This is a genomic window from Neisseria perflava (genome assembly GCF_019334725.1).
GTDB classification, from domain to species: Bacteria; Pseudomonadota; Gammaproteobacteria; order Burkholderiales; family Neisseriaceae; genus Neisseria; species Neisseria subflava_A.
Map to the genome: position 1 here is coordinate 2,172,493 of NZ_CP079818.1, position 12,766 is coordinate 2,185,258.

Genomic DNA, 12,766 nt, shown 5'->3' on the forward strand with positions numbered 1-12,766 from the left:
TATTGATAATATCCAATTTTCCAAAAAGAAAGGACAGGTTTTACACCTGCCCTTCTATTAAGCCAATTTCCTTAAGAAACTTTTATCCCACACTTACTGCAAACGCTCATTTTCTTGACGTACGGCATTCACCACATCCGCGCCAAACAAAGCGTTGACATCGGTTTCATCAAACACATACTTAGTATGGCAGAAATCACAATCGATTTGAATGCTGCCTTGTTCTGCCACCACGCCGCCGACTTCCTGACCGCCAAGCATCAACAGCATATCACTGACTTTGCCGCGTGAGCAGGTGCAGGCAAATTCAATGGTCTCTGGTTCAAAAACGCGGGGCGGGGTTTCATGGTAAAGGCGGTAAAGGGCGTGATGCGCGTCCAAACCGGTCAATTCTTGCGGAGTAAGCGTTTGCGCAAGCGTAGTCACATGCTCCCATGCAGCATCATCCAATTCTTCCTCCGGCAGACGTTGCAGCAATAATGCACCTGCGGCTTGGTCGTCGGCGGCAAGCGTAATATAGGTATCGAGCTGCTCGGAACGTTTCATATAGTTGACCAACATTTGCGCAATGCTGTCGCCTTCCAGCGGTACAACACCTTGCCATGGGTCGGCATCTTTAGGCTGATGGGTCAAAACGAACACGCTGTTTTCGCCCAACAGCTCAGTCAGGCTTTCATCATCACGGATTTCAGCAGTTTCGTCCCAACGCGCGGTAGCACGGACAGTATTTTCAGAAGTCGCTTCCACCACCAACATTTTCAGACGGCCCTGACCTTGAACCTGAACAATCAGCGCGCCTTCATTTTTAAGGTTGGCAGACAATAAAGAACCAGCAGCCAACAATTCGCCCAATGCGCGACGGATGGCGACAGGATAATGTTTTTGGTTGACGATGTGGTGCCAAACCTTTTCGAGGCGGATGTGCATGCCGCGGATAGGCATATCGTCGAAGATAAAGCGTGTACGGATATCGCTGTGATTTTGTGTCATGTCAGTCTCTGAAAATAAATCAATGAATGCCGCTTATATGGTTGCAGCATCGGATAAATCAAGCGAAACCGCATTTAATGTTTTTCTAGTTTGTTTGGAAACAAGGGTTTAACGCAAAATAACAGCAGTTTTTTTGCCAAAAAGACGGTTTTTGAATACAATCAAGCAGATAACAAGAGAATGATACGGGATAACATCTCAGAAACCGGCAATGTGCCTGCAATCGGCAGGGAATGCCTTCTGAAACGGAAGTTTTTATAATGAATTTTTTACTCCGGCTCGCAGCAGTTTGGACTTCGGTCGCCATGCTCGCGAGCGTCAATTTTTCTTACGCCGATGATTTGGAAAACCTGATTACCACCCGTCAGCATGTTTTAAACCAATTCAACGACAACGCCAACGTTTACGGCAATACGCGTCAGGCAACCCCTGTCCACCCCGTCAATACACACCCCGCTTCAAGCAACAATACGCGCGCATCCTCAGGCAATGCAGACGAATTGATCGGCAGCGCCATGGGCTTGCTCGGCGTAGCCTACCGCTACGGCGGCACATCGGCTTCTACCGGCTTTGACTGCAGCGGCTTCATGCAACACATCTTTAAACGCGCCATGGGCGTAAACCTGCCGCGCACATCTGCCGAACAGGCGCAAATGGGCGTTGCCGTGAGCCGTTCGGAATTACAGCCGGGCGACATGGTCTTTTTCCGCACCATGGGGCGCGGCCGCATTTCCCACGTCGGCCTTTACATTGGCAACAACAATTTCATTCATGCGCCGAGAACGGGCAAACGTATCGAAATTACCAGCCTCAGCCACAAATATTGGAACGCGAAATACGCCTTCGGCCGCCGCGTGAAGAAAAACGATCCATCCCGCTTCTTGAATTGAGGTGCATAATGGCGATGCCGCAAATGCCCAAATGGTATGACGACGACGGTCAGATTGTTTCCTGCACCGAAAAAGTTAAAGTCATGACCGAAAACTTGAACGAACTGTACCAAATAGCGCAGGACGCATTTGAAGATGCGCTGCTGATGGGTTGCTCCGAAAAACAGTTGCGCGAATACTTCCGCGACTTAATGGCCGGACTGGAAAACCCTTATCAAAAAAACGGTTAGTTATTCGATCCATACAAAAAAGGCCGTCTGAAAGTTTTTCAGACGGCCTTTTTTATCGTGCAGATCCCCTACCCTATTGCTAACATTCCACCACGCGCACGGATACCGGTATGGCTTTTTTCTGCAAGGTAATGGCTAGGCCTGCGAGTGAGGTTTCTTTGTAGGTTGCCTTCATATCGCGGCCGGTTTGCAACATGGTTTGAATCACTTCATCAAGTGAGACTTTTTTATCTGTGCCGTCTTCCAAAAGCGCGAGGGTGGCGAGCTTGAGGGCTTTTTCGGCGGCGATGCCGTTGCGCTCGATACAGGGGATTTGCACCAAGCCGCCGACAGGGTCGCAGGTCAGACCCAAGTGGTGTTCCATGGCCATTTCGGCGGCGTTTTCCACTTGTTTCGGTGTACCGCCGATGACTTCGGCGTATGCGCCCGCCGCCATGGAACATGCTACGCCAACTTCGCCTTGGCAGCCGACATCCGCGCCGGAAATTGACGCATTGGTTTTATACAAAATACCGATGGCACCGGCAGTCAGCAGGAAATCCTCAACACGAGATTGGTTAGCGTGCGGATTAAATTTGCGGAAATAGTGTAAGACGGCAGGAATAATGCCTGCTGCGCCGTTGGTCGGTGCGGTGACAACGCGGCCGCCGGCGGCATTTTCTTCATTGACCGCCATGGCGTACACCATCGGCCAAAGTTGGGTATTGACGATTTCGCTCTCGCGCAGGACTTTGAGTTTGGCCGCCAACTGCGGCGCGCGGCGGCGGACGTTCAAGCCGCCCGGCAATTGCCCTTCCGCACCCAAGCCGCGCTTGATGCAGTTTTCCATCACATCGGCCACAGCGGCCACACGACGGCGGACTTCCTCCTCATCGCAACCTGCCAACGCCGCTTCATTAGCCAACACGACTTCGGAAATATTCAACTGGTTCAGACGGCATTGTGCCAACAACTCGTCGCAGTTTTCGTAAGGGTATGGCACGTCTGAATTTTCCTGCGCTTCTTGTGCAAACCCTTCGTCTGTTACGATAAAACCGCCGCCAACCGAATAATAGATCTGTTCTTTCAGCTTCAGGCCGTCTGAATTATAGGCGATAAAGTTCAAACCGTTCGGATGTTTGGGCAACACTTTGTCGCCGCGGATATCCAAATCTTTTTCGGGATTGAAGGTCATTTCACGGCCGTTGAATTTTAAAACGTGCTGCGTGCGGATGCGTTCCAAGCGTTGGGGGATGTCTGCAAGCGGAATATCGTGCGGCAGGCTGCCTTCCAAACCAAGCAATAATGCATCGAATGTACCGTGTCCGATACCGGTCAAAGCAAGCGAGCCGTACACTTCACTGACAATACGTGCCACTTGTGTATCTAAGTTTTCGGCATGCAGCAAATCGGCAAAAGCGGCCGCGGCCTTCATCGGGCCGACGGTGTGCGAGCTGGACGGGCCGATGCCGATTTTGAAAATATCAAAGATGCTGATCATAATTTTCCTATCATTGTGTGTGCGGGCGGGCTGTTTTTCAGACGGCCTTAAGGCCTAAAGAGGAATCTTTTGCACCGCTTGCCAATGCAAGTACCAAATGTCCGACAGTCATCAAAGGATCGCCTGCTTCCGGCGAGGTGTATTTCAGCGTCAGCGGTTTTTTACGCAAGGGTTCGTAATGGCTGACTTTACAATGCGGGTCTTCCAAACTTGTAGAACCGGCGCGGTATCTGTATGCCAACAGCCGTAAATCGTTCAAGTCCATCTTCATGCCGTTATCCAACAATTCGCGCAACTGGTTTTCCCAGGCAATATCGGTACTTCCGTCTTTAATGGCAATCAAGATGGACTTTTCGAGGATTTTTTTGATGTGCTGGTTCAAGGAGCGGATTGGGAAATGCCCCAGCCACAACAAATTGGTCTCTGCAAATTGTGCGGAAAACTGCTCGATAAACCAGGAATGTAAACCTCGATAATTCGGCGAATGAAACAGGGTTGATTTAACCTTGTTGCCATCTTTATCCAACATGTAATGGCAGCCGATAATCACGCTGCAAGATTCGGCAGCCCATCTGGGAATAATGACTTTGGGGGTAAAGAGCGTTTCGAGGCGTTGCTCGGTAAATTGTGTGGTGAAATCGGGGTTGTATTGCAACGATGTCGGTAAATAGCCGCGCCAAAGGTACATGCCGATCCTGTTTTCGCCGATGACATCCAAAAGTTGTTCCAGCATGATACGGCTAGGACATGAAATAAATTCGTCCGCATCCAGCGGAAAAACGAAATCTATCGCTTCATCTTTTGCTACAAGCTGCTTCATAAGCAGGTTTACCAATTGCTCTTGATTGTACTTGAGCGCTTGATATTGATAGATAAATACCGGTAAACCTTCTTCTTTCAATTGAATCAAGATTTCCCTTGTGCCATCGCTGCTGCCATGATCGATGATGTGCATTTCATCCATCAGCTCGAGATTATGACGGACAAACGATTCGATAACGTCGTTTTCGTTGCGCACCATACTGATGCTGATTAATTTTTTTCCCATAAATTACGCAATGTATTGAGATGTTTTAATATTTTTCAGACGGCCTCTATCCAACCGGCAATGCGTTTTTCAACGGCTTCGGCATTCAGCCCCAAATCGGCTAAGAGTTTTTTCGGATCGCCGTGTTCGGTAACTTTGTCTTCTACACCCAGCAGCAATACCGGTTTGCAGATGCCGTGTTTCCCCAACACTTCCAACACCGCGCTGCCTGCGCCGCCTTGTTCGGCGTTTTCTTCGGCGGTAACGACGTAATCGTGGCTTCTGGCGAGACGGACGATCAGTTCTTCGTCTATCGGTTTGACAAAGCGCATATCGGCAACGGTCGCGTTCAGCTTGTCGGCAGCGGCCAATGATGGGGTAACCATGCTGCCAAAGGCGATAACGGCAATTTTCTCGCCTTCGCGACGGATGATGCCTTTGCCGATTTCAACGGTTTCCAGGCCGTCTGAAACGGTTGCACCCGTACCTGTACCGCGCGGATAACGGACGGCGGACGGCGAATTTGCCTGATAGCAGGTTGAGAGCAGCAGGCGGCATTCGTTTTCATCGCTTGGTGCGGCAATAATCATGTTCGGCACGCAACGCAAAAAGCTCAAGTCGTACAAACCGGCATGGGTCGGGCCGTCTGCACCGACAATACCTGCACGGTCGATAGCGAACAAAACAGGCAGGTTTTGCAAGGCAACGTCGTGTACCAACTGGTCGTAAGCGCGTTGCAGGAAAGTGGAGTAAATCGCCACGACGGGCTTGATGCCTTCACATGCCAAACCGCCCGCAAAGGTAACGGCGTGTTGCTCAGCGATTCCGACGTCGAAATAGCGGTCGGGGAATTGCTGTTCAAACTCAACCAAGCCGCTGCCCTCGCGCATGGCAGGCGTGATGGCAACCAGACGCTCGTCCGCCGCCGCTTGGTCGCACAGCCATTGGCCGAATACTTGCGTATAAGTCGGTTTGGCCGCGGCAGGTTTGACTTCCGGCGCAGGCACTTCGCTCGGCAGCTTGGCGACAGCGTGGTATTTGACAGGATCGTTTTCGGCGAATTTGTAGCCGTTGCCTTTTTTGGTGATGACGTGCAGCAACTGAGGGCCTTTGCGGCCGCGCAAGTCTTTTAATACATCCACCAGATTTTCAACGTTGTGTCCGTCCACCGGGCCTGTATAACGGAAACCGAAGTTTTCAAACAAAGACAGCGACTGTTTTGCGTGTTCCGCTTCGCCTGCCAAGGTTTTGATTTTATTTTCAACTTTTTGGGCAAGCTCCATCGCACCGGGCAATTTATCCAATACTTTGCTCGATTGGGCTTTGATGGTGCTCAATAGGCCGTGCATATCGCGCACGACGTTACTGGCGAGATATTTCGGCAGCGCGCCGACATTGGGGGAAATCGACATTTCGTTGTCGTTGAGGATGACCAGCAAATCGACATCCATATCGCCTGCGCAATTCAGGGCTTCAAACGCCTGACCTGCCGTCATGGCTCCGTCGCCGATGATGGCAACGCTGCGGCGGTTGTTGCCCAACTGTTTGTCCGCAACAGCCATGCCCAAGGCCGCACCGATGGATGTGGAAGAATGGCCTACGCCGAACGCGTCGTATTCCGACTCGCTGCGTTTTGGGAAACCGGCCAAACCGCCGTATTGGCGCATGGTGTGCATTTGATTTTTGCGGCCGGTCAGGATTTTGTGCGGATAGCTTTGATGGCCGACATCCCAGACCAAATGGTCTTCGGGCGTGTCGTACACATAATGCAGTGCCACCGTCAGCTCGACCGCGCCCAAGTTACTGGCGAAATGGCCACCCGTCTTACCGACGGAATCCAACAGAAATTCGCGCAATTCGGCGGCGACTTGCGGCAGCTGTTTTTTCTCCAGACGGCGCAAATCCTGAGGCGTATCGATAATATCGAGCAAAGGGCTTGGGTTCATGATTTTTGGCGGTGATTTTTTGTGTAACGGACGATTATATCAAGAGATTGCACAACTTGTTACAAATGCTTTCAGACGGCCCGAACCTTTATCCTTTATAATACTGCCAACTGAAAACACAAGGCCGTCTGAAATGACCCAAAACGCAAACAATCTCTGCTGGCTCGATATGGAAATGACCGGCCTCAACCCGGAACACGACCGCATTATCGAAGTCGCCATGATCATTACCGACTCCGATTTGAACGTACTGGCGCAATCGGACGTATACGTCATCCATCAAAGCGACGAGTTGCTCAACAGCATGGACGAGTGGAACACCGCCACCCACGGCCGCACCGGCCTGACCCAACGCGTGCGCAAATCCAAACTGACCGAAGCCGAAGTCGAGCAAAACCTGTTGGACTTCATGTCCGCATGGATACCTGAGAAATCGACGCCCATGTGCGGCAACTCCATCCATCAAGACCGCCGCTTCATGGTCAAATACATGCCGCGTTTGGAAGCCTATTTCCACTACCGCAACTTAGACGTATCCACGCTGAAAGAATTGGCCAAACGCTGGAATCCGGCCGTTGCCAAAAGCGTGGTCAAACGCGGTTCGCACAAGGCATTGGACGATATCCTCGAAAGTATCGAAGAAATGCGCCATTATCGCGAGCATTTCCTCAAACTCCCTTCCGAACAATAATCTTAAGGCCGTCTGAAACCGGTTTGACACCGTTCAGACGGCCTCATCGGCTTCCCTCATCTCATGAAAATCACCAAAATCTTTACCTTCGATTCCTCGCACATGCTCGACGGGCATGACGGCAAATGCCAAAACCTGCACGGCCACACCTACAAACTCGAAATCATCGTCTCCGCGCCCGTTATCCAAGGCGGCGCAAAAGACGGCATGGTGATGGACTTTACCGACCTGAAAACCATCGTCAAACAACACATTACCGACCCGTTCGACCATGCCTTCATCTATCACGGCAACAACGAACGCGAAAGCCAAATCGCCGCGCTTTTGGAAAGTTGGAACATGAAAACCCTGCGCCTGCCCTGCCGCACCACAGCCGAAAACATGAGCGTAGAAATGTATGGCCGTCTGAAAAATGCCGGTGTCAAAGTGTGCAGCGTGAAACTATGGGAAACGCCGACGTCGTGTGCGGAATATGAAGGAGACTAAACCAGCATTTTGTATTTTTCAGACGCCCTGTTCCACAAACACACCCATCCGCTAAACATCAAAAGGAATCTTCATGAAAATCATCTCCACCCTCCTCGTCCTCTTCGTCGCTGTCGAACATTTCTACGTCGCCTGGCTCGAAATGACGCAAATCCCAAGCGAAAAAGCGTCAGAGCTGTTCAACATGCCTTACGAATTTATGGAACAAAAGCGCGTGCAAACCCTGTTTTCCAACCAAGGCCTGTACAACGGTTTCCTCGCCATCGGCTTGGTATGGGCGCGCTTTGCCGCACCCGACAACGCGGTTTACGGCGCGACCATCCTGTTCCTCGGCTTTGTCCTCATCGCCGCCGCATGGGGCGCGTTTTCATCCGGCAACAAAGGCATTTTGCTCAAACAAGGCTTGCCGGCATTTTTGGCCGCCGCAGCCGTCATTGCCGCTTAAACACACCAGCCGTTCTTTCCACTCGAACTAACAGAAAGAATGGCTGCCTCAACCGATTTCTTAAAACGCTTCACCACAACAATTAAAACCCCACACCCGACATTCATGACCATTCACATCACGCCGAACAATCCCCAATACCGCATTGTCGAAATCTTTGAAAGCCTGCAAGGCGAAGGCTGGAATACAGGCATGCCCGCCGTTTTCATCCGTTTGGGCAAATGCAATCTCGCGTGCAGCTGGTGCGATACCGACTACCTCAAATTCGGCATGATGAGCCTGTCCGATATTTTGGGCCGTCTGAAAACCTACACGGCGCGCAACATCATCATTACCGGCGGCGAGCCTACCATCCAACCGCATTTGGATACCCTGCTCAACACACTCAAAGCCGAAGGCTATTTCCTGTGTATCGAAACCAACGGCCTCAACCCCGCGCCGCCGCAAATCGACTACGTTGCCACCAGCCCTAAAGCCTGCTACGCCGCCAAATATGAATCCAGTTGCATCGAGAAAGCTAATGAAGTGCGCATTGTTGCCGACAGCGATGTCGTTGCATTTTGCCAAGAGATGGAACGCAAAATCCGCGCCCAACATTACTACCTCTCGCCTTGCGAGAAAGATGGTGTGATGAATATCTACGACACCATCCGCCAAATCGGTGTGTTAAACAGCCGACCCGATGCACTCGTCCATTGGCAATTGAGCGTACAAACGCATAAATGGGCAGGAATAGAATAATTCGTTTGAAATCAATTAAAAACAAAATCTTTACAAAATATTGAATGTAAATACCATTCGATATTCGACCAAATGCACTACTGGCAATGCTCTCAGGCTGTCTGAAAACCCAATTTCAGACAGCCTTTTTTGTTACAAACCTCTTGACCGATTACATAAGATTACGTAAAGTGTGCAACAGTTTTCATAAATTGGTAAAACCAATTTACCTGATAACTGGTTGCATCTAAAAAAATAGCAATCCTTATTCGAAAAACATTAACTACTCAACACATCGCATCAAACCCCATTGATTGACGGTTATGATGCTTGTTGCCCCGAGGATAATCCCATGGCTCTCTTTCTCAGTATTTTTCCCATCGTGCTGCTGATCTGGCTGATGGTTAAGAAAAACAGTATGCCGTCCTACGTCGCGTTGCCGATTACCGCCGCGCTGATTTATGCCATCAAACTGTTTTATTTCGGCGACGACGCCATGTTGCTCAACGCAACAGCCGCGTCCGGCCTCGTCTCTACCCTGACCCCGATTACCGTAATTTTCGGTGCCATTATGTTTAACCGCATGATGGAAACCACCGGCTGTATCGATGTCATCCGCAAATGGCTGGCCACCATCAGCCCGAATCCGATTGCCCAGTTGATGATCATCGGCTGGTCTTTCGCCTTTATGATTGAAGGCGCATCCGGTTTCGGCACACCTGCCGCCATTGCCGCGCCAATCCTGATGAGCTTGGGCTTCAACCCATTAAAAGTAGCCATCTTCACTTTGGTCATGAACTCCGTACCCGTATCCTTCGGTGCAGTAGGTACCCCGACTTGGTTCGGCTTCGCTCCTTTGGGCTTGGATCAAAAGAGCATTATGGAAATCGGTATGCAAACCGGCGTAATGCACTTCTTTGCTGGTTTCATCATCCCTGTTATCGGCTTGAGCTTCATCGTACCTTGGGCTGAAATCCGCAAAAACTTGGGCTTCATCGGTATCGCCGTATTCTCCTGTACCCTTCCTTACGTTGCATTGGCGATGGTCAATGAAGAATTCCCATCTCTGGTTGCCGGCGCAATCGGCCTGATGGTATCCGTATTCGCCGCAAACCGCGGCTGGGGCTTGAGCAAAGATTACGCCAAAGACCCGAATGCAGAAAAAGTACCTTTCGCACAAGTTGCCAAAGCACTTGCTCCTTTGGGTATGCTGATCGGCATGCTGGTGATAACCCGTATCAAACAGCTGGGCATCAAAGGCCTGCTGACCAGCAAAGAAGAATGGTTCAGCTTCCAACTGCCGTTTGATTTGTCCAAAATCACCGTCAGCGACTCCCTGACCATCACCTTCGGCAACATCTTCGGTCAAGGCGTAAACGCTTCCTACCAAACCCTCTACGTTCCGGCTTGGATTCCGTTTGTCTTCACCGTTTGGATTTGCATCCTGCTGTACAAAACCAAATTCAAAGATGCATGGTCTTTCTACGCTGCAACCTTCAACCAAACCAAAAAACCTCTGCTTGCCCTGATGGGTGCGCTGATTATGGTTCAACTGATGATGGTTGGCGGCGACGACTCCATGGTGAAAATCATCGGTAAAGAATTTGCCAATATGGCTGGCGAACACTGGGTGTACTTCTCCCCATACCTGGGTGCAATCGGTGCATTCTTCTCCGGCTCCAACACTGTATCCAACTTGACCTTTGGTCCGATTCAACAACAAATCGCGCTTGATACCGGCCTGTCCGTTACCCTCATCCTCGCCCTGCAATCCGTAGGCGGCGCAATGGGTAACATGGTCTGCATCAACAACATCATCGCCGTATGCAGCGTGTTGAACGTAAACAACGCCGAAGGCGCGATCATCAAGAAAACTGTCATCCCGATGAGCATCTATGGTGTCATCGCCGTGACTATCGCTTCAATTTTCTTCTTGTAAACCGCTTCATATCAAAGGCCGTCTGAATATTCAGACGGCCTTTTTTGTATTCTTTTGCTATATTTCTTAAAGAATCATTAATGTATATATTCCGCAACAATCCGCATAACCACTTTGCAACACCAAATTACAAACAACTTTCTATTAATAAACAATCGGGTAAGCATAAGTAAACACTGTTTTGCAATTTACCTAATTGCCACTACCGACAAAACGCCTAAAATACGCTTCATCTGCAAACGGAAACCCTTTCTCATTTTGCAAGATAACACACAACCCTCATATGGAGCTTAGATCATGAAATTACTTTCTGTTATCACTGCAGCCGCATTGGCTACTGTTTCCTTCTCTGCTGCCGCTGCACCTGCCGGCTTCGTTTCTTACCATTGTGACGGTGGCAAATCACTGAACGTGATGTACGGCTTTGACCGTAGCGGCCGTGCAGTTACTGCTGACGTAAACGCCGGTGGCAAAAAAGCCTCTTTGGTTGTCAACAAAAAACGTTCTGACAGCACTGGCACTACTTTCACCAACCGTCAAGGTTATGCAATGTCTGCCGGTTTCATCGACAAAAACACCCACACTACTTCTGAAGTAGTTGGCGTGAACGCCCCTAACGGCTCATTCCTGGTGAAAAACTGCGAACCACGTCCACGTTAATCCCAGTTTTCCTATTTAACCGAATCATCCCGGTTTAATCAAAAGGCCGTCTGAAAAACAATTTTCAGACGGCCTTTTGATTCAATCCTATAAAAAAGAGCGTGTCCCGTACACGCTCTTTTTGTTTGTTCACCCAATTAAATACGCATCGGCATCACGATGTATTTGAAATTCGGATTGTTCGGCACAGTAAACAGCGTTGAACGGTTGGCATCGCCGAAAGCAAGCTGCATATCATCGGAGTGGATGTTACGTAACACATCCATCAAGTAGCCGATGTTGAAACCGACTTCGAGTTCTCCGCCTTGATAAGCGATTTCAAGCTCTTCGCGTGCTTCTTCCTGCTCGTTGTTGCTACATACAACACTCAGCAAACCAGGCTGCAGGAACAGTCGCGCGCCGCGGAATTTTTCATTGGCAAGAATGGCGGCACGTTCAAGCGCACCCAAAAGCTGGGTACGGGATACGAGGAAAATCTTGTCGTTATCCAAAGGAATCACGCGGTTAAAGTCAGGGAATTTGCCATCGATGACTTTGCTGACAATGGTCGTGCCATTGCATTGGAAGCGTACTTGATTGTCCAAAAGCTCAACGGTGATGGACTCGGACGGATTGTTCAGCAGCTTGAAGAGTTCCAATACCGTTTTGCGCGGCAGGATTACTTCCGTTTTCGGCAGTTCTGCTTCAATTTGGCTGGCCGCATAAGCAAGGCGGTGGCCGTCGGTTGCAACAAGGCGCAGCTGGTTTCCTTCAACCTGCATCAGTAAGCCGTTGAGGTAATAGCGGATATCTTGAACCGCCATGCTGTATTGCACTTGCGAAAGCATGATTTTGAAGGTTTCTTGAGTCAGCGAGAAAGTCGCGCTGACGTCGCTGCCGACGTTCATTAATGGAAAGTCTTCAGCCGGCAGGGTTTGCAGGGCAAAACGGGATTTTCCCGCGCGCAGAGTCAAACGGTTGTCCGCCCAATCCAGTGACACCAGCGCACTGTCAGGCAGGGCGCGCAAAATGTCTTGGAATTTTTTAGCGTTGGTCGTAATACGGAAATCGCCTGCCTGACTTTCAGGGCCGGCGGTATTGATTTGGATTTCCAAGTCGGTTGCCAAAAGTTTGGTTTGTCCGTCTTTGCTTTCCAGCAACACATTGGACAAAATCGGCAGAGTATGGCGACGTTCGACAATACCGGTAACGGCTTGCAACGGCTTGAGCAGACTGTCGCGATCGGCTTGTAAAATCAGCATGTTCCATTCCTTTGAATTTGA

Annotated in this window: 13 protein-coding genes; 8 read left to right on the forward strand and 5 right to left on the reverse strand. The window is 50.1% G+C overall.

Features of this window, described 5'->3' with window-relative positions; genetic code table 11:
* Window positions 1–93: 93 nt before the first annotated feature.
* Window positions 94–990 carry an Hsp33 family molecular chaperone HslO gene (gene hslO, locus LPB400_RS10380; protein WP_219088931.1) on the reverse strand — a complete coding sequence of 299 codons (897 nt, stop codon included), beginning with the start codon at window positions 988–990 and terminating at the stop codon, window positions 94–96.
* Window positions 991–1,250: 260 nt separating this feature from the next.
* Between hslO and LPB400_RS10385 the strand changes: the two genes are divergently transcribed.
* Together LPB400_RS10385 and LPB400_RS10390 are read left to right on the forward strand one after the other, a co-directional pair.
* Window positions 1,251–1,880, forward strand: a complete 630-nt coding sequence (locus LPB400_RS10385) for a C40 family peptidase (RefSeq protein WP_219088933.1) — start codon at window positions 1,251–1,253, stop codon at window positions 1,878–1,880.
* Between the two features lie 8 nt (window positions 1,881–1,888).
* The gene (locus tag LPB400_RS10390; RefSeq protein WP_004519529.1) at window positions 1,889–2,110 is read left to right on the forward strand and encodes a hypothetical protein; all 222 of its coding nucleotides are present in this window, start codon (window positions 1,889–1,891) and stop codon (window positions 2,108–2,110) included.
* 79 nt (window positions 2,111–2,189) lie between these two features.
* On the opposite strand, the gene LPB400_RS10395 is transcribed toward LPB400_RS10390, so the two are convergent.
* Genes LPB400_RS10395 through dxs form a run of 3 tightly spaced genes read right to left on the reverse strand, consistent with a single transcriptional unit; the run spans window position 2,190 to window position 6,563 of the window.
* On the reverse strand, window positions 2,190–3,590 hold the full coding sequence (locus LPB400_RS10395; protein ID WP_219088935.1) for an L-serine ammonia-lyase: 1,401 nt from the start codon (window positions 3,588–3,590) through the stop codon (window positions 2,190–2,192).
* A gap of 37 nt (window positions 3,591–3,627) precedes the next feature.
* A complete protein-coding gene (locus LPB400_RS10400; RefSeq protein WP_107792202.1) occupies window positions 3,628–4,638 on the reverse strand; it encodes a glycosyltransferase family 2 protein in 1,011 nt (336 codons plus the stop codon).
* A gap of 35 nt (window positions 4,639–4,673) precedes the next feature.
* Entirely contained in the window at window positions 4,674–6,563 is a 1,890-nt protein-coding gene (gene dxs / locus LPB400_RS10405; protein ID WP_107792203.1) for a 1-deoxy-D-xylulose-5-phosphate synthase, read from the reverse strand.
* A gap of 133 nt (window positions 6,564–6,696) precedes the next feature.
* On the opposite strand from dxs, the gene orn reads away from it, so the two are divergent.
* From orn to LPB400_RS10435, 6 genes are all read left to right on the forward strand, one after another.
* Window positions 6,697–7,254 (forward strand): oligoribonuclease, encoded by a 558-nt coding sequence (orn, locus tag LPB400_RS10410; RefSeq protein WP_107792204.1) that lies wholly within the window; start codon window positions 6,697–6,699, stop codon window positions 7,252–7,254.
* A gap of 63 nt (window positions 7,255–7,317) precedes the next feature.
* On the forward strand, window positions 7,318–7,740 hold the full coding sequence (gene queD, locus LPB400_RS10415; protein WP_107792205.1) for a 6-carboxytetrahydropterin synthase QueD: 423 nt from the start codon (window positions 7,318–7,320) through the stop codon (window positions 7,738–7,740).
* Between the two features lie 73 nt (window positions 7,741–7,813).
* The gene (locus tag LPB400_RS10420; RefSeq protein WP_107792206.1) at window positions 7,814–8,185 is read left to right on the forward strand and encodes a DUF1304 domain-containing protein; all 372 of its coding nucleotides are present in this window, start codon (window positions 7,814–7,816) and stop codon (window positions 8,183–8,185) included.
* Between the two features lie 105 nt (window positions 8,186–8,290).
* Window positions 8,291–8,926: a 7-carboxy-7-deazaguanine synthase QueE gene (locus tag LPB400_RS10425; RefSeq protein WP_107792258.1), complete on the forward strand. Its 636-nt coding sequence runs from the start codon at window positions 8,291–8,293 to the stop codon at window positions 8,924–8,926.
* Between the two features lie 331 nt (window positions 8,927–9,257).
* Entirely contained in the window at window positions 9,258–10,844 is a 1,587-nt protein-coding gene (locus LPB400_RS10430) for an L-lactate permease (protein WP_070460394.1), read from the forward strand.
* Window positions 10,845–11,141: 297 nt separating this feature from the next.
* Window positions 11,142–11,504 (forward strand): DUF7606 domain-containing protein, encoded by a 363-nt coding sequence (locus LPB400_RS10435; RefSeq protein WP_070460395.1) that lies wholly within the window; start codon window positions 11,142–11,144, stop codon window positions 11,502–11,504.
* Window positions 11,505–11,641: 137 nt separating this feature from the next.
* On the opposite strand, the gene dnaN is transcribed toward LPB400_RS10435, so the two are convergent.
* Window positions 11,642–12,745, reverse strand: coding sequence for a DNA polymerase III subunit beta (dnaN, locus tag LPB400_RS10440; protein ID WP_107769142.1), 1,104 nt, complete (start codon window positions 12,743–12,745; stop codon window positions 11,642–11,644).
* Window positions 12,746–12,766: the final 21 nt, after the last annotated feature.